Source organism: Flammeovirga aprica JL-4, from assembly GCF_012844305.1.
In the GTDB taxonomy this organism is placed as follows: Bacteria; Bacteroidota; Bacteroidia; order Cytophagales; family Flammeovirgaceae; genus Flammeovirga; species Flammeovirga aprica.
Map to the genome: position 1 here is coordinate 20,118 of NZ_JABANE010000031.1, position 23,022 is coordinate 43,139.

Here is a 23,022-nt window from a genome sequence, read left to right on the forward strand (position 1 = left end):
GGGAAGGGTTAAGTATAAGTTCTTCATATTGTACATCTTAGATTTTTCAATACTCAAAAGTAATGTACAAAACAGCATCAAACTTTGTATATTTTTTCAATTACTATGCATATATTGTCATTATATTATAATTCATTAATTTTCAAGGAAAATATAATCTAATATCAAAGCAAAAAGAGAATATACTGAGCAATCTTCCGCCTCTTTTAAAATCTTTAAAGTGGAACAGCAAGCCTTCACGGCCTATTGGCATTATCACCCGGAAGTGGAACTCACCTATATTACAAAAGGAAGAGGTTTACGATTTGTAGGTGATGAAGTGAGTACTTTTGAAGAGGGAGATTTTATTTGGGTGGCCCCCAATGTTCCGCATCAGTGGGTTTCTTCCAAAGAAGTAGAAAAAGTGGAAGCTTATGTTATACAAATTGACACGCAAAAGCTCAATCAAATACCTGAGATCAAAAGCCTTCTGGACTTACTTGACCAAAATGGAAGCGGTCTTAATTTTACAGCTCTCAAAACTAAACTAAAGTTGAATTGCATTTCTCTTTTTCAAGCGGGAAGCAATCCAAAACAGCTCTTGATTTTACTGGATTTAATACATCAATTAGGACAGTATAATGCTGAACTCATTCCAATGATGAAAAACAGCGAACAGCAGATCATTGGTAATGAAAGACTGGATATTATCCACCGTTTCATTTTCGAGCATTACCAACAGCAAATTGAATTAGATACTTTATCTACAAAAGTCAATATGACAAAAACCTCTTTTTGCAGATGGTTCAAACAAGCGAAAGGAATCAGTTTTGTAACCTACTTACATCAATTCAGAATTGAACAAGCTTGTCATTTGCTTAAAAACTCTACCCTTACAAAAAGTCAAATTGCCTATGAAGTGGGGTTTGACAGTATCAGTCAATTTAATCGTACTTTCAAAAAAATCAAAGGAGTTTCTCCATCAGAATTTTCTAAGAATATTTCGTTAACATAAAAACTTTTTTCTTCTCAACCTAAAACAAATCATCCTTAAACATGTTAAAATTCAGTATATTATGAAATGAACATTACAACATGCTCAGATAATATTTAACTAACTATTTTCTAATTACTGGATGAAAAATAAGTACTTTGATTTGATTGATCAGACCTATTACTTTCCTCAAGAAGGTTTTGATCTGAAACAGGATTCTTTGGCTTTTCATGGAATCAGCCTGAAACATTTAATAGATAAGTACGGCACCCCTTTCCGATTTTTCTATTTACCAAAAATTGGAGAACAGATAAAAAAAGCTCGAAACTTGTTTAACAGAGCCAGAAAAAGGCATGGGTATAACGGAAGTTATAATTACTGTTACGTGACCAAATGTAATCACTTCTCACATGTGGTGTCTGAAGCTTTAAAATTTAATGTAAATCTCGAAACTTCTTCCACATTTGACATCAACCTGATCCAAAGTTTACATGCTGAAGGGAAAGTAGACAAAGAAAGACAGATCCTTTGCAACGGCTATAAGACGGATAATTACCTCAAAAAAATCATTGAGCTCCAAGAATCAGGGTTCTCTAATATCACCATTATTCTAGATGGCAAAAATGAATTACAGCGTTTATTAAACCTCGTTAGTGAGTCTGATCAAACCTTTAATATTGGTGTTCGAATCGCCATCAACGGCGAACCGGGTTCCCCTTACAATACTTCCAGACTTGGAATTCCGAGTAATGAAATTGTTGATTTTGTACAGAATGAAGTCAATCCATTAGAGAATATTCAACTCAAAATGATGCACTTCTTTGTAGACTCCGGCGTGAAGGACACCCTCTATTATTGGAGAGAGTTTCAGAATGCTTTGTTTACGTATGTCAAACTGAAGGAGGTTTCTGAATCTTTGGATTCTTTTAATATTGGAGGTGGTCTACCCATCCGAAATAATCTTGGATTTGAGTACAATTATGATGAAATCATCAATAATATCGTTTCTACTATCAAAGAAACTTGTACTGAACATAATATTCCTGATCCACATTTATTTACGGAGTTCGGAAAATTTACTGTAGGTGAAAGTGGGGCTATTATTTTTCAAGTCCTTGACCAAAAACATCAAAATGATACGGAATGCTGGTACATTATCAATAATAGTTTGATGAATACGATCCCGGATGCCTGGTCAATTCATGAAAAATTTATCCTTCTTCCAATCAACAAATGGCAAAATCGATACAGAAAAGTCATTATTGGTGGTATTTCTTGTGATCATTCAGATTATTATAATTCGGAAGACTTAAATCAAGAAGTACTCTTGCCTGAATACAGCGAGGAAGATGAAGAACCGCTTTACTTGGGCTTCTTCCATACAGGTGCCTACCAAGATGCTATTTCTGGTTATGGTGGAATCAAACACTGCCTTATTCCTTCACCAAAACATGTGATTATTGACAGGGATGAGAAAGGAAATATTGTGGATTATGTCTATAGAAACGAGCAATCTGTGGAAGACATGTTCCATTTATTAGGGTATAAAGGAACAAACGAAACGGAATAGCTTATGCCAAATTTTGCAGGTTTAGAAGATGAATTTTGCCAAAAAGACACGGCAAAAGTATGGTTGCAATCCATTCCTTATGACGGTACAAGCACATGGGGAAAAGGGGCTGACAAATCCTTTGCTCCTTTTCTTGATGCCTTGGAAAATATGGAGCTTTATGACATAGAAACGGACTCTGAAGTCTATCATGAAGGTGTTCATATTCTTGATCCCATCACTGAAAAAAGCACTCCCGAAGCGGTTTTTAAGGCCATCTATGAAAGCACAACAGAGCTTTTAAAGGCGGATAAGTTTCTGACTTTCTTCGGTGGTGAACATTCCATTAGTATTGGAATTATAAAGGCTTTCTATGAAAAGTTTGACAACCTGACGGTATTACAATTAGATGCCCATACGGATCTACGCCCCTCTTATTTAGGTACGCCTTATAATCATGCATGTGCTGTTTATGATGCTAGTCTGAATACAAATCTGATTCAAGTGGGCATCAGAAGTATGGACATTTCTGAAATGAAATACCTTAATAAAGAGAAAACATATTTTGCTGAAGAGATTTACGGCACGACTGATTGGATGCAAAAATCTATTGATCAATTGACGGATGATGTTTTTATCACGATTGATCTTGATGCGTTTGATCCTTCGATTATGCCTTCTACCGGTACTCCTGAACCAGGAGGTTTACTTTGGAACCCTACCATTCAATATTTAAGAAAAGTTTTTGAGCAAAAAAATGTGGTGGGTTTTGATATCGTTGAATTGGCTCCAATCAAAGGCCTCAAAGGTCCTGATTTCTTGGTCGCCAAACTCTACTATAAATTGTTAAGCTATAAATTTAAATTCAATGGGAAATAAAGGACCAGTAACCGAATTCATGCTTGCCCACTACAAGCATTTCAATGCCGCTACTTTAATCGATGCTTCTGAAGCCTATGTCAAACATATCAGTGATGGGAAAAAAATGTTGGTTTCCCTCGCTGGAGCCATGTCAACTGCCGAACTCGGTCGATCTTTTGCTGAAATGATCCGACAGGATAAAGTGCAGATCATTTCTTGTACAGGTGCCAACCTAGAGGAAGATGTGATGAACCTTGTAGCACACAATCATTATGAAAGAGTGCCCAATTACAGAGATCTTACTCCAGAGGATGAGTGGAATTTACAGGAAAGAGGTTTGAACAGAGTCACAGATACTTGTATTCCTGAGGAAGAGGCATTTAGAAGAATACAAGAGCATATTTTCCAAATATGGAAAGAGGCAGAAGAAAAAGGAGAACGTTATTTCCCGCATGAATTCCTTTATAAATTATTACTGTCAGGTGTTTTGGAGCAATATTATGAGATTGATCCTAAAAATAGTTGGATGCTGGCGGCCGCCAAAAAGAACTTGCCTATTGTAGTTCCAGGATGGGAAGATTCTACCTTAGGAAATATTTTCGCCTCTTATTGTATTAAGGGTGAATTGAAAACTTCCACCATGAAATCAGGAATTGAATACATGACTTTCTTGGCGGATTGGTATACTGAAAATGCTACTGACCTTGGAATTGGTTTTTATCAAATTGGTGGTGGTATTGCCGGTGATTTCCCTATTTGCGTAGTACCAATGCTTTATCAAGATTTGGAAAGAACAGATACACCGTTCTGGAGTTATTTCTGTCAGATTTCAGATTCCACCACTTCTTATGGTTCTTACTCGGGAGCCGTTCCCAATGAAAAAATCACTTGGGGTAAACTCGATACCAAATCACCTAAATTCATTGTAGAATCAGATGCGAGTATCGTTGCTCCTCTGATGTTTGCTTACATTTTAGGTTGGTAATTTATTCTAAAACTTAATACTCCTTCATCATCTAAAATTATGATGGAGGAGTATTTTTTTAATTCACAATTTTATTCCAATTCGCATCCGCCTTCTTTTCTAATTGATTCGGTCCTTCCTCATGCCAATAGTCCTTCGTGTTTGAAAAGAACTTATTGTAGAAAAGCATCAAACGGCCATTTTGCACAACGAAGGTTTCATAATCCACACTCACTTTTTCTCCTTTATCTGCCATTGCATATGCACACCACCCACCGTAAGCTGGAACATACTTTTCAGGATTTGCTAAAAACTTATCAACATGTTTTTGTGAAATAAAACGATATTCTGCCCCATTATACTCGGCTGTGAATTCTTTTTCACCTTCTATCGCTTTTGTATCGAAATAACTCACAACATCATAACCACCAACCGCCAATTTTCCTTTTGAAAGGTTTAAATCTTGTGTAGATTGTGAATAACTCAGTTGGCTAATCGTGAAAAAACAAAAAAATACGAACAGTGCTTTACAATTCAATTTCATAGCAGTTAATTATTTTGAGCGAAATATTAGATACCAACACGAATGTTGATAACTTTTTGATTTATCTACTTATACTACAAATGAAAGTGAAAAGTTGTTCACAAAAGAATAACACTGTTGATTCATAACTCAACAATTATGGAAAATTGTCAACCTAAAACACAAAAAAGAAGAGCAAAACGAATTCTGCTCTTCTTTGAATATATATATATCAGTACTCGACTAATAAATCACTTGCTTATCAAAAGCTTCTTCTACCTCTGAAAGAATATTCATAACCTCATCGTGCGTCATCGCCTCAACAAGTTGTGTTCTGAAAGGCTTGAAATGCTGTACACCTTTGAAATAAGTAGTGTAATGTCTTCTCATTTCGAAGATACCTGTTTTGTCTCCTTTCCACTCTACTGAGAAATTAAGGTGACGTTTTACAGTATCAATTCTCTCTTGAATTGAAGGAGGAGCAAGGATTTCTCCTGTTTCCATATAATGTTTGATTTCTCTGAAAATCCAAGGATAACCGATAGAGGCTCTACCGATCATGATTCCATCGATACCATATTTCTCTTTGTATTCAACCGCTTTTTGAGGAGAGTCAATATCACCGTTTCCGAAAATTGGAATGTGAATATCCGGGTGAGCTTTCACCTCAGCAATCGGGTTCCAATCCGCTACTCCTTTGTACATCTGCTGACGAGTACGGCCGTGAATTGTCAATGCTTGCACACCCACATCTTGAAGTCTTTTCGCAACTTCTAAAATACGGATATTGTCATGATCCCAACCCAAACGTGTTTTTACAGTTACGGGCTTTTTGACTTGCTTCACTATCTCCTCCGTCATTTTTTGCATTTTGTCGATATCCAAAAGGATACCAGCACCTGCACCTCTACCTGCCACTTTTTTTACTGGACAGCCATAGTTGATATCAATAATTTCCGGATTTGCCTCTTCCGCAATGGCCGCCGCTTCTCTCATCGATTCAATTTTCTCACCGAAAATCTGAATACCAATCGGGCGTTCATAATCGTAGATGTCTAATTTCTGACGGCTTTTTACCGCATCGCGAATTAACCCCTCTGCAGAAATAAATTCTGTGTACATTAAGTCTGCACCGTTTTCCTTACAAACCGCTCTGAAAGGAGGGTCACTCACATCTTCCATTGGTGCTAACAATAATGGAAAATCTTTTATTTCTAAATCCCCTATTTTAACCACTTTTCTATAGCTTTTAATACGTTTTGCAAAGTATGAACTTCCTGATTCCAATCGTGCGATTACTACACTTATTAAAAGAAGTGTATCTTTGCTATCATTAGTGAACTCTATTAAAACACTTTAGGTTCCTAAATTCCTAATTATGAGTCAATTCATAACAACTATTAGGAATATTAGGCCTTATTTGTTTTAAAGTACAAATGTAATAAAAGAACATGACAGACCATATTCAAGCACAAAATCCTGGATATTTCTTTAAAAAATTTCTTTTACTTCTTCTTTTTGTGATCATGGCCGCATTTGTGGGGCAAGCTGTCATAGTGGGTGTCTTGTTACCTTATTATAGCTTTGACACACAAGAAGTATTTAATCAACTAGCACAACAAAATAACAGAATGGTATTACTGACCGTTCAAGGAATTTCGGCACTTTTCACCTTTATTTTAGGACCATTATTTTACGGATATTTATATGATCCGTCATTTACAAAGAAACTTCGCAGTTGTTTACCAGAAAAAAGTCAAATCCCACTCAGTGTAATCGTCATTTCTGCTTTTCTTCCATTAGGATCAGCATTACTTGTTTGGAATCAGAATATTGAATTTCCTGCCGCATTACATGAACTGGAAGCCTCATTCAAAGCCACTGAATTACATTTGGCAAAGCTGACCATCTTTCTTGTAGACTTTCAAAGTTTCCCTGAGTTTATAGTAGGCTTTTTTGTCATCGCAATTTTAGCAGGTATTGGCGAAGAACTTTTGTTCAGAGGCTATATTCAAGGGTACTTAGAAGGGATGTTTAGAAACGCTCATGTGGCAATTTGGGTGTCTGCTTTTATTTTTTCTGCCATTCACATGCAATTTTATGGTTTCTTTGTAAGAATGTTCTTGGGAGTATTGCTAGGTTACTTATTTTTGTGGTCAGGTAGAAGTTTGTACCCAGCTATGTTAGCCCATATTACCAATAATGCCATCACTGTGATCAGTGTTTATGTAAATAAAGAGGAAATATTAAAAGAAATGGCTGATCCATTTTCAACGGAAGCTCCGGAATGGTATATTGTAATACTATCTACAATTTTTGCCTTTGCTTTTTTATATTTCTATAAGAAACGAGATGATAAATTGTCTTTAAATCAAAAGTAGTAGAATAAAAAAACAGTAAATACTGTTCTAATACATAAACCTGAAATTCAATAAACAATAACATGGATAATTGGGAAAAGGTGTTTACCACTGAAAAGCTATATCAAGCAGAAATCGTGAAAGAAACACTAGAAGACAGAGGTATAAATGCCGTTATTTTAGACAAAAGAGATTCTTCTTACAATAACTTCGGTTATAGAGAAGTTTATGTTGAGAAATCTGTTGCTGAGCAGGCAACACAAATTATTAAACAAGATGTTCAATTTGAATAAGAGTTCTGAACTCACTCAACGTGTTATCGTTGGATTTTTAGGGGGCGTTGGTATGCTTGGCGCCATCTACTACGGAGTTTGGACCTATTTTATTTTATTTTTATTTATCAGTGTAGCTACCATTCTGGAGTTTTATCAACTACTACGTTTGGAAGCACACTTACCGCTTCGTACTTATGGTACTTGCTTAGGGATTCTGATTTACTGCCTTACATTTTTTATTGAATTAGATTTAATTGAAACAAAATGGCTTTATCTGGTGTTTCTCGGTTTTTCTTCCGCATACCTTATTAAGCTATACAATAAAAAAGACGACAAACCATTTAAGAACTTAGCCTATACCTTTTTGGGCGTAATGTACGTAGCCGTACCTTATTCACTGATTCATGCGTATGTATTTTTTGATACAAAATATCATTATGAAATACTTATAGGTGCCATGCTTATTTTATGGGCCAATGATTCAGGAGCCTACTTCTCTGGTAAAACATTCGGGCGCAGAAAGCTTTTTGAAAGAGTTTCTCCAAAGAAAACCTGGGAAGGTAGTATTGGCGGTGCAGCACTTGGCGTAACAGTCAGTTTGATTTTCTCTCATTTCTTCACTTCACTTGAAGCTTGGAGATGGGTGACAATCGCTATCATTATTGTTGTAACAGGTACTTACGGTGATCTTGTTGAATCCCTTTTCAAGAGATCAATGAGTATAAAAGATTCAGGAAAAACACTGCCAGGTCATGGTGGTTTCTTAGATAGATTTGATGGTTTACTTCTTTCAGCACCGTTTATTGCGGCGTTCTTGAAGTTATTCCCTCCAAATCTTTAAGATCCCAATCTAAAGGAAATAAAATCAGTATATGAAAAGGTTGTATTCTGATTCAAAGAGCATCAAATCGTTTCGGTTTGATGCTTTTTTTTGTGTATCTTTTTACTGTATTCAAGTGAAGTTCTGTTTAGTACTTACTTTTATTTTAATAACTATAGAATCTACAATATGGGATATGGAATAATGCCCTATAGAATCGACTTAGGGTACATCAAAACATGCTATGGAGTAAATGATGAGGGAGTCAAAAAAGACTTGATTCAGAAAGCTTCCTATGACCTTAAGAGGATTGATGAGAACCTCGAAATAGAAGATGGGTGGGAGAAAGCAATTAATATCTTAACCGAATTTTTAGAGGGTAAAGCATCAAAGGAAGTTTACAGCGGTGCGAAGCATTGGTACATACTCGAAAGTCTTATCAAAATACTTGGCTTTCCATGTGATAACTCCAATTGGTATCCTACCAGCATTGATCCCCTTTTCAATTTCAATGAATTTAAGATGTACACCATCGACAGCGAAAATAAAATCAACATTCCCGCTCCTGATGATTTCCCCGTTGTTTTTACTATCGAAAGAGCTCATTTCAACACCGCTCTCAATTCCATGAAAAATAGCGAATATGAGGAAGATCAAATCCTGCAATTTATAAAATGGGTAGAGTTAGCTCGAGAAAAAAATCAGGATCTGGTTTTATACTATTACTAAAAATCACAGTAAAAAAGACATTTTGAGGCTGAAAATAGAAATCACCACATTTTTAAAATACTATATTACAGCATTTTAATATTTTTATTGAAAATTTATTTCAAAAACATTTGCCAGTTTAAAAATAAACCTACATATTTGCACCCGCTATCACACAAAGATAGCACATAGAGAGTTGGCAGAGTGGTCGAATGCGGTGGTCTTGAAAACCATTGTACCGCGAGGTACCGGGGGTTCGAATCCCTCACTCTCTGCAAACACAGAGCATCAAATCGAAAGGTTTGATGCTTTTTTTATGCCCAAATTTTAATAAAAAAATACCACCTTGAATAAGTGGTATTTGATTACAAATGCTATATATAATTCTACTTTCTAGACAGAATACAAGACTTCATTTTCATTTTCTTCAACTAAAATGATAAAATCGATACATAAAGAAACTATTTCTTCGTTTTCATTGACTCCCCAAAGTGCCGGATAAGAACCATCTCCATCACCATCAGTAATAACACAGTCATTTTTATTCTCTAATGTGATCAATTGCGTTCCTCCAACTCTTGACCATTTATTAAACTCATACTCTTTTTGTGCAAAAGTGAGTTTCGTTAAATCTCCTGCATCGAAAATAGCTAAATTTCCAGCATCAACTGTATAAATACCATAGCCATTCAATGTGTTTGCCGCATACCACTTCACTGCCTTTTCATCTGAAAATAACACTCGTACGCCTATACTTTTACCAAATGCGGTTAACGATTCTACTTTGTATTGACCCGGTTTTACTTTAATATGTAAGGGTTCAAAATCTTTAAAATCATAACCAATATCTAATATCGACATGACACCTGTTTGCAGGTTCAAATTACCTACTGTATTAATTTCTGTTACACCTTCTCCAAACCTTTTGGTTTCCACTTTTCTTCCATGCTGGAAAAGTATATTCTCATTTAGGTCAAGTTGATCTATAACTTTTAGAAAGGGAGCACTCTCTGAACACTTGGAGAATATTTCTTGTTGATGTTGATCCGAAACCATCAGAGTATGAGGATGGTTTGCATGTACATCTATAGACTGAATCAACCAATTATTATCTATGAGTTTTAGCTTAAAAAAAAGAAAACTATCTGAATACCTTGTTTCATATTCCGTCTTTGTAATAACATCGGCCTCACCTTCTTTTATTTTTACATCCAATATTTCTGTAAAATCTTTATGTATACGAGGTTGTGAATGAGTAAAAGATCCCTGTGTCTCTGATCCACAGTTTTCAAGAAAATGTGATTTATCAACCTCATTGACCATTTCTCTCCAAACCTCAAAATCAAAATCTTTTTTATCATTCTTTTGATGATTATCTGAAATGGTTTTCCACTGTTTGTACCAGTGTTCCGTGAAAAGTTTCACTCTAGCTTCTGGAGAAGCTGCTATTCTCTTATCCATAATTTATGACATATAATTTGCTCAATTAATGATGTTCAAAGATAAAGCCAATACGCTTTAGCGAATAGTTTATGATGATTTTAAAGTTACCTGTTATTACTAATAAAAAAGTTCGTTATATTACTTCTGTATATTAAATAAGTACTAGGACAAAAATTTTGAATTACCACAAATGTTAAGCAAACTACTTCAATTCTTTAGTTCTTCTTCTAAAGAAACTGCACCTAGCATAAAACCTAATGGGCAAAACCTTCAAATGACTGAAGTGGATATTCCTGAAGACAGTGAGGCGGTTATAATGCCAAAAATGATGGATGATATGAAATCAGCCATTATTTCTAAATGGCATGTGAAACTTGGTGACATTGTGAAAGTGGGAGACATCCTTGCTGACGTGGAAACCGACAAAGCGACAATGGAATTAGAAAATTATGAAGCTGGTGAAGTCACTTATCTAAATCCCAAGAAAGAAGTTTTGGTCAATGATATCATTATGGTTATCTATAATCCTAATCGTAAAAAAGAGAATGAAGAAGACCTTGTCCGTATTCCTGCATTAAGTCCTGATATCGACAAAGTCACTATCACAAAATGGCATGTGAAAGAAGGTGACCATGTCAATATTAATGATGTTTTGGTAGAAGTTGAATCTGATAAAGCTACTTTTGAGATTGTGGCTGAACGTGAGGGTGTAATTAAAGCCTTAACTATCAATAAAGAGGTAAAAGTGGGAGCTCCAATATTGAAATATAAATAGAAACGTTGCCTGTTATATAACTGATCAAGAGAGATACAATATTACTGTTTGGTTTAGGTGATTGTATCAAAATCCCATCGCTGAATAGTACTTAAAAAAAACGTAGCAGGCTACGCGTCTACGGAGAGTAGAAACGTAGCCTGCTACGTAAATGCTTATTTATATTATTAGAAAAGAGGATTAGAATCCAATACCGACTAAAGTAATATCATCTCGTTGTTCTTCATTTTGCTTAAAGAACTCAAGTTCTCTTTGAATATTTTCAAACTGTGTATTAAAGTCCAATGCAGAATTACTATTGAGCATTTCTAAGAATCTCACTTTACCAAACTTCTTACGGTCTGTTCTATTTTGATCTACAAATCCATCAGAAGCTAAATAAATACTATCTTCAGGAAGTATGGTCAACATATGTTTTTCAAACTTTACATCTGCTTTTCTTGAAGATCCAATTGACTTTTTGGTTGTAGGATAGACAGTGATTTCTTTTTGGAAATTATCATAATGGTATAAAGGTGTTTTGGCTCCTGCAAATTCCAAAATGGTCAATCCACCTTGAGGCATGAATTTACAAATAATCAAGTCCATTCCTGCATCCTTGAAGGTGTCATCATCACGGAAAGCATTGTAGATTTTATCATGCAGTTTATCAAGAATACTGCTCACATCCTCCATTTTTTGCTCTCTGATCAAGTTATTCAAAATCGATGAGCCAATCATTGACATAAATCCTCCAGGTACGCCATGCCCTGTACAATCTGCCACCACAAAATAAGTGTGTGCTTTTTCTTGATGCAACCAAACAAAATCACCAGAGACCAGATCTTTCGGAAGGTATAAGCTGAAGATATTTTTGAAAGCTTTTCTTAAATCACGTTCTGATGGAAGTATGGCTTTTTGAATAGTTTTCGCATAACGAATACTATCTATCAGCTTATTATTGGTCTCTGTAATCAGATCATTCTTTTTCAGTAAAGACTCCCTCTGCATTTCTAATTCTTCATGCTGTTCTTCCAATTTGGCATTATTCGACATGATTTCATCATGAGCACTTTGAAGGTCAACCGTACGTTCTTTGACCAATGTCTGCAATAATTTCTTACTCTTTTTATAGGAATAAACTTTGTATTGATAGAAAGCTATAGCCAATATGATCAAGATAATAGCAGACATAAGTCTAAACCACGTCGTTTCCCACCATGGAGGTAAGATCTTAATCTTCATTTCCGTGATGACAGGGTTGAATTTACCGTCATTGTTTGATCCTTGCACCATAAACGTATATTCTCCAGCGTCAAGGTTGGTGTAATTTACCCATCTATTTTCAGCTGTTACTTCAAACCAATCCTTGTCAAAGCCCATTAATTTATAGGAGTACTTATTTCTAAGTGGAGAGGCATAATGTAAAGCGGCAAATTCAAGTGAGAAGTTTTTCTCATCATGATCAAGTACCAAAGAATTGGTTAGAGATATATTTTTCTCTAGAATCACTTCTCCTTTCACAGAATCTCCAACATGTACAATTTTATTGAAGAGTTTAAAATTGGTAAAAACAACAGACGGAACAAAAGTGTTTTCTTTGATTTTATCCGGTTCAAACATAGTGATACCATTCACTCCGCCAAATAGCATGAAACCGTCCTTGGTTTTCGATTTAGAGAGGTCTTGGAATTCATTGCCTTGCAATCCATCACTACGGTCGTAATTCGTTATTTCAAATGTCTCTTCATGTATTTTGGATAAACCATTGTTGGTGGAAATCCAGATGTGATTTTTGTCATCACTCAAAAGACCTTTAATTGTATTATTTGGTAATCCATTGGCGTCTGTAAACCTGACAAATTTATTTTCTTTCGCTATAAATTTATTCAAGCCTCCACCCATTGTACCCACCCAAAGGTCTCCATTTTTTGTAGGCAATAAGTCTAGGATATAATCCTGACTGATACTGTTTTTATTATTTATATCATTTTCGTAGACCACAACTTGAGGATTGTCTTCATAAATTTGATCTACTGGAATTTTATTCAAACCACTCGCTGTACCTACCCAAATATTACCAAAGCTGTCCTCTTGAATACTTCTTATGATTTCACTATTCAACTGTCCTTCTTGTTGTGTAGTGGGCAATTGTACAACAGCTGTAAGATCTAAATTATCATTCATCCTGAACAAACCTTTGCCGTAGCTTCCCACCCAAACTAAACCTCTGCTGTCTTGAAAGAGTGTCATAATCGATGAAAAATCATATTCCACTTTATGTACTCTTTCAGCCAATGGAATATTTTTATCAGCATTAAGGTCAGTCACAAATAATCCTCCACGTGAACCAATCAAGATCTTTTTCTTCCCAATACACTCCGCTTCAATGATGGCATAAACCTTATTGATTTCTTCAAAATGCTGGAATTGATCATAGTTTTGATTCGGAGGTAAATAATTTAATCCTTTCGTTCCTGTTCCTGCCCAAAGACCGCCTTTACTATCTCCCAGTAAACCACGTGTAGCATTGGCGAGTAAACTGCCTTTCGTTCCTACTTTTTTGATGTGGAAGAATGGTTTGCGGTAAACATCCAATTTATTAACACCACCTTCTACTGTACCAATCCACAACGTTCCTTGCTTGTCTTTATATAGCTTAAAAATATCACTATTATTTAGGCTATGTTCATTGTAAATGTTCTCCTTATATTTTGCTTTAAACTTTAAATTTCCTTTTTCATCATAATCCATCTCCACCAACCCTTCGCGAGTTGCTATCCACAGTACTTCTTTGTCATTGGTAAATTCTAAATCATTGACACCTCCATAAGCAAGTACAGAAAAGTAGGATTTACCTGTTTCTTTATCTTTAAACTCATAATTAAGACCCGCGTTAGTTCCCAGCAAAAGTCTTCCGTTTTTATCTTCCACTATATCACTGACCAATCCTGTTGTCTTATAAGTTTCGAAGACAAAGTCTCCATTCAGCTCGCTTTTTAAGCGATACAAGGCTGCAGCACTACCGCCAAACCATAATTCTCCAGCTTTTGACTCATAAACGCATGACACTTTCTTTGGATATTTATCACTTGCATGAAGATTAATGGACTTAAAACTTCTTTTTTCTATTGGAAGATTTAAATCCAATAAATCTATACCCTTAGAGTGAGTGACCCATAATCTATTTTTCGAATCAATCAGTAAATCTGTGATATGATCACTTGTGATACTATTTGGATCTTCAGGGTCGTTCTTATACACCACAAACTCTTGTAATGCCTTATTGAACATATTAAGTCCACCTCCTGATGTCCCCACCCAAAGGTTGCCGTCTATATCTTCATCAATCGCATAAATCAGATTACTGCTGATCGATGATTTGGAAGAGCCTTGATTGTCTTTTTTATAAACCTTAAAACTATAACCATCATATTTGTTGAGTCCATCATAAGTGCCAAACCACATAAAACCTTGGTGATCCTGAAAAATTGTAGGAATAGAGTTTTGAGAAAGGCCATTGTTGGTTGTTATCTGTTCAAAAAACTTCAATGAACTGATGGAAGGTTGTTGCTGATAAAATCCTATTCTTTTTACCCACTGATCTGCAACGGGAGTTACCGCCATATTATTGATTTCAATCGATCCGCCCTCTTCTGTAAAGGCAACAACATCAATTTCTTTGACCTCATTGTTTGTTGATTTAAAAACAAGAGCATATTGCTGGTCTTCCGATTGATCGATCTCTATATGTAAATTATCAAGTTGAGCACCTCTTAAAGAAACAAGAGCTTTTGATGCCGTATTATGATTAGTGGCATTAAAAGTAACTTGATAATATTTGTGGGGTAAAATCGGTACTTTCTTAGAGACAGATGCTTTTCCTTTCATTTTCAAATAAAAAGAACTCTCTTCTGTCTTTGTAATAACATCGCCTTCTAAATGATCCCATTTTTTTTGATCGAAAAGATTACTTTGCCTTAAGTGGAAAGGAATTTTTTTCTTCGCAATAACATACTTGCGGACTAATTTATTTTGAGCCCATTTCTTATTCGGCTCAGTATAAAAGCATTCAATGTAATACCCTTTATTTTCTTTCAGGTTATTTTTTACCTGAACAGGCACGAACGTAATATTCTTTCCTAATTGTGCGTCTTGCCTTCCGTAACCTATAGTGTTGTTATCTTTATCCTTCACAGCAATGTTGATAAATTGCTTTTTTGAGCTGTGATATTCCACTGGGATAAAAACTCTATAGCCTATCTTGACGAGGTTTGATGAAGTAAAAAAGGCGAGTGAGTCTTTACCTACATCTACTTTTTTGTAAGAAGAAAAACCAAGTGTAGTTAGAATAATAGTTACAAGAGCTAATAATTTTATTCTAGTTAATTTCATTTCCTTTAATAAGAGTATTTAAAAAATCTTTGTTAGTGTTTGTTGAACAAAGTGCGTATAATTTAATAGTGTAGTAAAAAGTTATGGTTTTAATCCTCCTTATAGGGGCGAATAAGTTTTTTTTCTTCAGATTCGAAATTATACCCCCCTTATTTCAAAATTTCCTCTCCCTTTAAATCGTGAATTGAACTGTATACAGCATGAGTAGTAAGTATTTATAAAAGAAGACAAAACGTATCTACGATTACTTCTATACTTATTATTCTCCCCTCATTCATGTACAAAAAAGCCTCTCACTGTATCAGCAAGAGGCTTTTCTCTATATCTCACTCACAAGCTTCACAACACTTGCTTTATTTGTCTTAGAATTTCTCTCCAGTTTCAATACGTGATCGTAAATCGATGGATCATTTTCGTTTGGTGAACCGAAGATCAAGCGGATATTTTTGGAGTTGGTATAGTGGATCAAATCTCTTAAGTAACGATCTGATAATTTACCAACTTCATCAATCACACAGTGTACAAAGTAATCCTCTTGTTCTTTGTAAGCGTTCTCTTGGAATACAGTTAACAGCGTAATGTAAATCATCGATTTCACCAACACGTCCGTACCTTCCGAACCTACATTAGACAACTTCTCTACCCAACCTGTATCGTTATTATTTTCGATCACTCTAAAGCGCAACATGAAAGTATCTTCCAATGTAATCTGTTTCTGAGCATTTTCTTTAATTACTCTACGAAGGTCTTTCAACAACTGAACTGAATAACGAGAATCTTTCGCTGAATTATTGACATTGACCTTAAAAATATCGCCTTGATCTGAGAAAGAAACGTTCTCATTGAGCTTGTAGATTTTCTTTAAAGTGGTCAACAATGGCGTGTTGTTCTCATTGTACTCCAATTCGATGGACTTCACTACTCCCACGAAGTTACTTTTCGCAAATCCGTTATTGATGTCCTTGACAATCTTCTTGATCAAGTCTGAAGTATCCGAAAGGTCTTTCACCTGACGAGCTACGGCACTGATGATTTCTCTATGCTGTTTCTCTAATTGATCCCTCATGTGCGACAATCGCTCTCCATCCAATAAACTCGGAAGGACTTTCTTCGCCAAGTAAATAAACTCTTGTAAAGTCGATTGAGCAAAAAGTGCAGGAATCTTCAAGTGATTGTCTCTTCTGAAGACACCTGTAAAGATTTGTCCTTTTGATTTGAAGGTAGACACCAAACGTGCTTTTTCTTTTAATGATTTTCTTAGTTCTGTCAATAAGAAAGATAAATCGCTGTCGTTGATTTCTGCTTCATTAAGGTTTTCTACACCTTCATCAAAATATTTTTGAAGACGTTCATACGCTTGTTCGTCTTCTTCTCTTGCCGCTTTGAATTGTTTTAAAAGATGATTGGAATGATCTTTCGTTCTGCGGTAAGCATCTCTTTTATCGTCCAGGTAGTTGAGTTGTTCTTCGTATTCCTCAACTGCCTTATCGTATTCTTCCTTCAGTTTTTCTAGCTCTCTGTCTTGGAATTTCTTTCTACTTCTTGTCTCCTCCGCTTTGTCCAAATAGTACGTTTTATCTTTTTCGTACCCTCTTTTTACAATTTGAGCTTCTTCAACCTGCTTCAGTTTGTGATTCAGAATTGTAATTTCTTCCTCAACCTCTGCTAACTTATCGGTATCAATACCTTTTTCCTCCAATAAACCTTTACGCTCTTCTTCAAGTGCAGTAATACGTTTATCATGATCGCCTTGATAGGCCGACCATTCTTTCTCTAACTTCGCTAGCTTTCCATCAATCTCTTCTTTTAAAGCATTGATTTTAGAGTTGAAAATATCAGAAATCTCACGTTCTTGAGCCCAACGGTCATCTTTTAAGTCCGCTAGTTTTCCTTCTAAGGTATCACAAGATTCTTGAGCAATTCTCAGCTTTCTTCTCAAATCAACCAAGGCTTCTTCTTTCAGCGTATTACCTTTTTCGATGATTGATGCTTCCTGCTCTCTTGCTTCTTTTAGTTCTTTTTCCTGATTGACAATTTCTGAAGAAAGGTCTGAAAGCGTTTGTTCCAGCTTCGTTAATTTCTTGCTATAGCTCCCTAATAGCTTTTCAACTTTCTTATCAATCACCTCATCCAATTCCGCTAAGTCACCTTCAGCTTTCGCCAATGCTTCTTTTTTAGCTTCATAAGTTGATGAAATATGATCGGTAGCCGTCACTTTTGAAGTCAGTGAAGCGATGTCCAATTTCACTCCATAGAAAGATTCACCTTCTAATAAAGATGGTTCCAAATCTTTTCTAGAAAGCAATTCTTCATCACAGACCTTACCGATATTTTCTGCCCAATCTGATTTATTTTGATCTAAGAATTCACGAAATGTACCTTCATAATTCTCTTGACGGACTTTCCATTCTTCCACCTCATCAGAAGCAATCTTCACCTGACGCTCCAATTCGATTTGCTGATTTCTCGCTTCATTACGGATAATCTGCTCTTCTAATCGCTTACGTTCTTTGGTGTTTTTGATTGTGTTTTCCGTCTCTACCAAAGTGTGTTTATTTTCTTTGATAGAAGATGAAAGTTTAAATCTTAGGGTATTGTTTTCTACTAAAAGGTTCTTTGCGAAATCTTTGTCTTGCTCCATTTCCAAAGCAACATCCGCTCTCGTTTTCGCTTCTTTTAGCTGATCTAATTCTGTTCTGTATTCTCCTTCCTGCGTAAAGAACTTAGTTCTTACTTCCTCTAACTTCTCCTGCTTTTCGCTTTGAAGTTTTTCTTTCTGAAGATGTAATTGTTCTTTGAGTAATTGTTTTTGCTCATTAAACTCCCCTTTTCTTGAAGTAAACTTTTGCTCTAGTGACGCTTTTTGATCAGAAATCAAGCGTTCAACCTCCGCCGTCTTCGCAACCAACATCTGTTTGATCTCCTGTTGATAAATCAACTGATCTTTCAAACGTGGTTCTTCTGCCACCAAATCAACTACTTGCTCAATTGAGAATGTTTCCCCACCGATATTGATGGATTCATATTCCTTCTCTCTTCTCTCAATCTCCTTCAAGGTCGCTTTAATCTCCCCTAATTCTTGATTGACTTCAGCTGTTTTCTCTTGATAGTTGGTCTCTGCTTTCTCGTACTTCGCCTTCATTTCATTTTCCTCTTTCTGCATTTCTGCTAAGAGTTTTTCACTGTCGGCTAAGTGTTTTTCTGCTAAAGCAACTCCACCACCAATCTGCTTGGCAAGACGTTGTTGGTAATCTTGCTGTTGGGTGATTTCAGCTTCTAATGAAACGATTTCCTCGGCATTACCTTTATTTCTTTCGAAGTCTTCAAAATCGGTTAACTGATCATCAAACTCATGAATGAAATTAGCAATCGTCTCCAAAGAAATAGGTTGCATTTCATAATCTGCAGAGGCCGCTTCACCAATCGCTCTTTTGATGTAATCCGACTTTAAGCCAGAACTTCTAAAGATGTTGGTAATCGCCTTCGGAATACCTTCTACGTGATGGCTTTTTACACCTGCAGACGGTTTTAATAGGCTGAATTGTGTATTGTATTTACTTACACCATAGATCACTTTTCTTAGATCCGCAAATCTTCTAATCTCGTCAGAGAAAGGAATTTCTGCTTTTTCTAAGTTCTCAATGACCTCATCATGCGTACATGCTTTTCGGTCTTTGATAAATAAATCTTTGTTGTAAGAAGCGTCTATAAATCGGAATCTCAAACGACCTCCAGATTTATATACCGTCAGTAAATGCTTTCCTCTTGGTGTCTGAATTTCATAAATCAGACGGGCATTGAGGTCTTGAAAATAATATTCAGAAAAGGACATTTGCTGTTCTTTGATCCCCAACTCTCTTTTTTCAGAAGTGGCGTGATAAAAGAATAAAACGGCTCTTAATGCTGTTGTCTTACCAAAACCATTGGATCCCACAAAGTGAACATTTCCTCCAAGATCCACTTCAGCATAATCAAAACCCGCACTTTTAATCAAGACGAGTTTATTTAAATATCTTTTAGGTGATTGTCTTGTATTCATTATTCGTGAGTTGGATCAATGTCTATTAAATCAACAATATCTTTCAGGTAGTTGTAAGATGATAAAACGATATAACCTTCGTTTTCATCATCCTCACACTCCATAAAACCCTGTCTTTTCATTTCGTCTACAAGGTCTCTTACTTTATCATGTGTAGAGATCGATTTGTCAGAACCAAAACGTTGAAGTTGATCATTCAAGTCCGTTTCAACATTGCATTTATGCACAATATCTTTGACATAAAAACGCATTCCTTCTCCAAATCCAGGAGCGAAAGTTGCAAAAAATGCTAATCGATCAATGTATTTATAGAAACGTTCGATTTTCTCTTCAATGGTCTGACGACCACCTTCGCGAGAAAAATAGAAGTAATTATTTCCTTTCTTTAGGTGAAACCCTAGCGGGGCATAGACGCTTTCGAATGCAGAAAAGTATTCTTCTACTTCATCGTATAATTTTCTGAATTCCGGTCTTATGGTATTAGCACTCAAAAATTGTCCTCGACTGAGCATCTCAAATACTCGACGGGTACTATTATGATCTAGATTCATGCTGTTTGTTATTTCTTTTCTGTTGATTTTGGACGAATAAAAGCAAACTGTTTTCCATTCAGTTCGATTTGTTTGGCATCATCAAATGGGTTTTTCGGTAATCCAAAATCCATTTCATCTTCAAAAATCAATGCCACCTGACAGTAAATTTTGATCAATTGATCTTCTGTCATTTCGTATCCATAATCATATTCTTTCACAAAGTGGAATAAGTCTTTATCCTGCAAGAAGAATGCTCTTTTCAGTTTACTGAAATCGATATGCAACATTTTCTGCTGTTGAGGATCTAATAAATCCCCATCGATATCCAACTCCGCCTGCAATTGCATCCTCATTTTGTGCTGACGACGAATCGCTACTCTTTCAATAATGTCTAACCCTTCATCACCTCTTAGGTAATCCAAGTCTAACATAGTTTGAAAACGTAGTTGCGTATCGAAGAACAAAGCACTTTCATGCGTGAAGACTTCCTCCACATTGGTACGCACTTCCAACTCATACAAATCTCTGTATTTCTTGAGTTGTAAAATCTTTTTATGTTGACGATCAAGCTCTGCAATCTGATTAATAAAGCGAACAATTTCCTGACGTAAAGCAATCAAGTTATGACGTGCCATGGTCAAGTGATTTCCTCTTAATTCGTTGACGATGGTACGAAGTCCTTCGTCTTGAACGACTCTGAAGAATGGGTTTTCCAGCAATTCCTCAGCGTTTTGAATCAATTGTAAAAGCTTTTCAGCTTGTTCGTTGTGGTCTTCAATTTTCACTTTTTTAAGTTCAATTGAAGATGCCGTTTTATATTCTTGTTTTACTAAAGCACTAAGCGTGGCTGCATTCTTACGAATTACCCTCCCAATACTGTTCAGGTTTCGCTTTACTCTATTTAAATAACGCTCTCTCTCCTTACTATCCTCATCAATTTCATAAAGGTAAATCGTCTTTTTCAAGATTCTGATACTCTCATCAATCTCAAAATTTCTGATATCCTCATTGATCTCCAGAAAATCCTCTACAAAATTGAGTAGACGTTCGTCTAAACGTGCCGGTTCACCTTCCTGCAAAGAGATGATTCCTCTTGCATTGGCCTGCAAGATTTCCTTTTCCTTACCATCAGCTATCTCCGTGAGTTCATCAAAAGAAGCACTCTTCTTTTTAAAGAGATGATTGATCACTTTCCGATGCCTGTAAAGTTCTCGTATTAATTCATCAGCTGTCTGTATATCTGCCACTTATCGTTGGTTTTGAATAATGATGAATGAACTTCATCAACTAGAACCTTATAATTAATAAAGACGGGAGAATTTATGCAAGTAATTCACAACTTTTTTCTCACGCCCTAAAGATTGATAAAGTATTTATAAAAATTATTTAAATCAACCTACCTATGGTTAAATGAATTAAAAGGATGATAACAAACAAAAACGTCTAGTGAATTCATCCGTTTAATAGTTCATTTTTATACTGCCAATTTACTAAAAATGAGGTAGCGTACACCTCATAAAAACAATTGATTTGCAAACGAATAAAAATACCTAATAAATTTATTAATACCACAATCAGAAATGAAAACAACAAAACTGTCTATGATCATCGCGGTGATTCTTTTCACTGTTGGATGTAACAAAGAAAACGATCAACTTCCCCCTCAAGAACACATCAAAAACATTGACCTAAGCTATGCTTCAAGTATCTTCATTGGTCCTAATGTGGTGGATACTGAAAACAGAAAAAGAATGTATAAAGTAACCAATGAGAATGAAATCGACACGGTGACTTATACCAATAATTTTGATGAAACCTTTATTCCTCAGTGGTTACCTACTGATCTTCATCAAATCAATAATGACCTACTCTACCTAGGGTTTCAAGGTGTTGAAAACTATATTTTAGACAATAGAAATGGCAACACAACTCCTATGCAGTCTGCTCCTCCTATCTCAGGAAAATTTTTCTTTTGTGAACAATTTATCCCTACTAGTGCAGGGTTAATTTACCTTGGCAATGATAGTAAATTGTACAGTATTGTTACAGGTGAAAGTTCAATAGTTGAAGTGCCTATTTCTACTGCTCACGATGGTGCAATCACAGGTTTCGCTGCTGACCCTAAAGGCAATATTCTTTACGCTGCCAATGTAGATAATTTTACAGAGATACATCTTCAAACAGCTAGTACGTCAAAGAAAATTGATACCATTAATAAAGTTGGACATATTGTACTTTGGGCAGGTATAAAAGAAAATGAACTGTTCTACTATAAATCCACTGATGATGAAAGCGAAACTAATGTACAATTAGTGGATACTGATCAGCAAACTTCAAGAAACTATGGAGACAACCGTTTTATACTTTCTTGTGGATTATCTAAAATCATGACTTTTGAAAACAAAGTAATGGGTATTGGTTGTAATGACATCTATGAACTTGTCAATACAGATGAGAGTGAAGAAATTTTAATTACATCGCTGAGAGATTTTAATATTATCAATAACCAAACGACTGAAAAGTCAAAAGATAAAATTGTAATTGCTGGAATCAATACTACTGGTAATCCTCAGTTGCTTAAGATCGACCCAGTTGATTATTCATCACAACATATCATGCAATTTGAAGGTCTTACTGTTTATGACATTGCTTCTAATGCTTTAGGAGAAAGTATTTTCTGGGGCACTTCCCAACAAAATGGCAAAACTGCGATTGGTCATTTACACAATGATGGCACCTATACATTCATCGAACAAAATATTGATGGGATCATTGATGGCATTGGTAAAATGAATTAATCTACTCAATATCTCTTTTCCTAAAAG

17 protein-coding genes and 1 tRNA gene are annotated in these 23,022 nt (G+C 35.6%); 11 read left to right on the forward strand and 7 right to left on the reverse strand.

All coding sequences use genetic code 11. From position 1 onward, the window contains the following. Positions 1-211: 211 nt before the first annotated feature. The 4 genes from HHU12_RS35820 (at position 212) to HHU12_RS12940 (ending at position 4,368) form a co-directional block, all read left to right on the forward strand. A complete protein-coding gene (locus HHU12_RS35820; RefSeq protein ID WP_394353199.1) occupies positions 212-994 on the forward strand; it encodes an AraC family transcriptional regulator in 783 nt (260 codons plus the stop codon). Positions 995-1,115: 121 nt separating this feature from the next. Then, positions 1,116-2,543, forward strand: a complete 1,428-nt coding sequence (locus tag HHU12_RS12930; protein ID WP_169657165.1) for a type III PLP-dependent enzyme domain-containing protein — start codon at positions 1,116-1,118, stop codon at positions 2,541-2,543. 3 nt (positions 2,544-2,546) lie between these two features. Further along, complete coding sequence (speB, locus tag HHU12_RS12935; protein WP_169657166.1) at positions 2,547-3,401, forward strand: agmatinase; 855 nt, start codon at positions 2,547-2,549, stop codon at positions 3,399-3,401. After that, the gene (locus tag HHU12_RS12940) at positions 3,391-4,368 is read left to right on the forward strand and encodes a deoxyhypusine synthase family protein (RefSeq protein ID WP_169657167.1); all 978 of its coding nucleotides are present in this window, start codon (positions 3,391-3,393) and stop codon (positions 4,366-4,368) included. Before speB ends, HHU12_RS12940 begins: the two co-directional genes overlap by 11 nt. A 58-nt stretch (positions 4,369-4,426) precedes the next feature. On the opposite strand, the gene HHU12_RS12945 is transcribed toward HHU12_RS12940, so the two are convergent. Next, positions 4,427-4,891, reverse strand: coding sequence for a YHS domain-containing (seleno)protein (locus HHU12_RS12945; RefSeq protein ID WP_169657168.1), 465 nt, complete (start codon positions 4,889-4,891; stop codon positions 4,427-4,429). Positions 4,892-5,113: 222 nt separating this feature from the next. Beyond that, a complete protein-coding gene (gene dusB, locus HHU12_RS12950; protein ID WP_169657169.1) occupies positions 5,114-6,106 on the reverse strand; it encodes a tRNA dihydrouridine synthase DusB in 993 nt (330 codons plus the stop codon). A gap of 215 nt (positions 6,107-6,321) precedes the next feature. Between dusB and HHU12_RS12955 the strand changes: the two genes are divergently transcribed. From HHU12_RS12955 to HHU12_RS12975, 5 genes are all read left to right on the forward strand, one after another. Then, the gene (locus HHU12_RS12955) at positions 6,322-7,251 is read left to right on the forward strand and encodes a CPBP family intramembrane glutamic endopeptidase (protein ID WP_169657170.1); all 930 of its coding nucleotides are present in this window, start codon (positions 6,322-6,324) and stop codon (positions 7,249-7,251) included. Positions 7,252-7,313: 62 nt separating this feature from the next. Beyond that, positions 7,314-7,523: a putative signal transducing protein gene (locus tag HHU12_RS12960; protein ID WP_169657171.1), complete on the forward strand. Its 210-nt coding sequence runs from the start codon at positions 7,314-7,316 to the stop codon at positions 7,521-7,523. Then, on the forward strand, positions 7,507-8,346 hold the full coding sequence (locus HHU12_RS12965) for a phosphatidate cytidylyltransferase (protein ID WP_169657172.1): 840 nt from the start codon (positions 7,507-7,509) through the stop codon (positions 8,344-8,346). Before HHU12_RS12960 ends, HHU12_RS12965 begins: the two co-directional genes overlap by 17 nt. Positions 8,347-8,514: 168 nt before the next feature. Beyond that, entirely contained in the window at positions 8,515-9,054 is a 540-nt protein-coding gene (locus HHU12_RS12970; protein ID WP_169657173.1) for a DUF7691 family protein, read from the forward strand. Between the two features lie 169 nt (positions 9,055-9,223). Continuing rightward, a tRNA-Ser gene (locus tag HHU12_RS12975) sits at positions 9,224-9,308 on the forward strand. Between the two features lie 118 nt (positions 9,309-9,426). Here HHU12_RS12975 and HHU12_RS12980 read toward each other — a convergent pair. Continuing rightward, positions 9,427-10,494, reverse strand: coding sequence for a DUF4241 domain-containing protein (locus HHU12_RS12980; protein ID WP_169657174.1), 1,068 nt, complete (start codon positions 10,492-10,494; stop codon positions 9,427-9,429). 172 nt (positions 10,495-10,666) lie between these two features. Between HHU12_RS12980 and HHU12_RS12985 the strand changes: the two genes are divergently transcribed. Continuing rightward, positions 10,667-11,251 (forward strand): biotin/lipoyl-containing protein, encoded by a 585-nt coding sequence (locus HHU12_RS12985; RefSeq protein WP_169657175.1) that lies wholly within the window; start codon positions 10,667-10,669, stop codon positions 11,249-11,251. A 180-nt stretch (positions 11,252-11,431) separates the two neighbouring features. Here the strand turns inward: HHU12_RS12985 and HHU12_RS12990 are convergent, their stop codons facing one another. The 4 genes from HHU12_RS12990 to HHU12_RS13005 form a co-directional block, all read right to left on the reverse strand. Then, positions 11,432-15,625: a ligand-binding sensor domain-containing protein gene (locus HHU12_RS12990; protein WP_169657176.1), complete on the reverse strand. Its 4,194-nt coding sequence runs from the start codon at positions 15,623-15,625 to the stop codon at positions 11,432-11,434. 319 nt (positions 15,626-15,944) lie between these two features. Next, a complete protein-coding gene (locus HHU12_RS12995; RefSeq protein ID WP_169657177.1) occupies positions 15,945-19,664 on the reverse strand; it encodes an ATP-binding protein in 3,720 nt (1,239 codons plus the stop codon). Continuing rightward, positions 19,664-20,215, reverse strand: coding sequence for a condensin complex protein MksE (locus HHU12_RS13000; RefSeq protein WP_169657178.1), 552 nt, complete (start codon positions 20,213-20,215; stop codon positions 19,664-19,666). The genes HHU12_RS12995 and HHU12_RS13000 overlap by 1 nt, the downstream gene beginning before the upstream one ends. An 8-nt stretch (positions 20,216-20,223) precedes the next feature. After that, positions 20,224-21,444 (reverse strand): hypothetical protein, encoded by a 1,221-nt coding sequence (locus HHU12_RS13005; RefSeq protein ID WP_169657179.1) that lies wholly within the window; start codon positions 21,442-21,444, stop codon positions 20,224-20,226. Between the two features lie 333 nt (positions 21,445-21,777). Between HHU12_RS13005 and HHU12_RS13010 the strand changes: the two genes are divergently transcribed. Then, a complete protein-coding gene (locus tag HHU12_RS13010; RefSeq protein WP_169657180.1) occupies positions 21,778-22,995 on the forward strand; it encodes a hypothetical protein in 1,218 nt (405 codons plus the stop codon). Positions 22,996-23,022: the final 27 nt, after the last annotated feature.

Excerpts from the sequence above, each read along its gene's own strand:
- speB (WP_169657166.1), top strand. The coding sequence starts at position 2,547 with ATGCCAAATTTTGCAGGTTTAGAAGATGAATTTTGCCAAAAAGACACG.
- HHU12_RS12955 (WP_169657170.1), top strand. The coding sequence starts at position 6,322 with ATGACAGACCATATTCAAGCACAAAATCCTGGATATTTCTTTAAAAAA.
- HHU12_RS12990 (WP_169657176.1), bottom strand. The coding sequence starts at position 15,625 with ATGAAATTAACTAGAATAAAATTATTAGCTCTTGTAACTATTATTCTA.
- HHU12_RS12985 (WP_169657175.1), top strand. The coding sequence starts at position 10,667 with ATGTTAAGCAAACTACTTCAATTCTTTAGTTCTTCTTCTAAAGAAACT.
- HHU12_RS12965 (WP_169657172.1), top strand. The coding sequence starts at position 7,507 with ATGTTCAATTTGAATAAGAGTTCTGAACTCACTCAACGTGTTATCGTT.
- HHU12_RS12995 (WP_169657177.1), bottom strand. The coding sequence starts at position 19,664 with ATGAATACAAGACAATCACCTAAAAGATATTTAAATAAACTCGTCTTG.
- HHU12_RS12960 (WP_169657171.1), top strand. The coding sequence starts at position 7,314 with ATGGATAATTGGGAAAAGGTGTTTACCACTGAAAAGCTATATCAAGCA.
- HHU12_RS12940 (WP_169657167.1), top strand. The coding sequence starts at position 3,391 with ATGGGAAATAAAGGACCAGTAACCGAATTCATGCTTGCCCACTACAAG.
- HHU12_RS12945 (WP_169657168.1), bottom strand. The coding sequence starts at position 4,891 with ATGAAATTGAATTGTAAAGCACTGTTCGTATTTTTTTGTTTTTTCACG.
- HHU12_RS12980 (WP_169657174.1), bottom strand. The coding sequence starts at position 10,494 with ATGGATAAGAGAATAGCAGCTTCTCCAGAAGCTAGAGTGAAACTTTTC.
- HHU12_RS12970 (WP_169657173.1), top strand. The coding sequence starts at position 8,515 with ATGGGATATGGAATAATGCCCTATAGAATCGACTTAGGGTACATCAAA.
- HHU12_RS13010 (WP_169657180.1), top strand. The coding sequence starts at position 21,778 with ATGAAAACAACAAAACTGTCTATGATCATCGCGGTGATTCTTTTCACT.
- HHU12_RS13000 (WP_169657178.1), bottom strand. The coding sequence starts at position 20,215 with ATGAATCTAGATCATAATAGTACCCGTCGAGTATTTGAGATGCTCAGT.
- HHU12_RS12930 (WP_169657165.1), top strand. The coding sequence starts at position 1,116 with ATGAAAAATAAGTACTTTGATTTGATTGATCAGACCTATTACTTTCCT.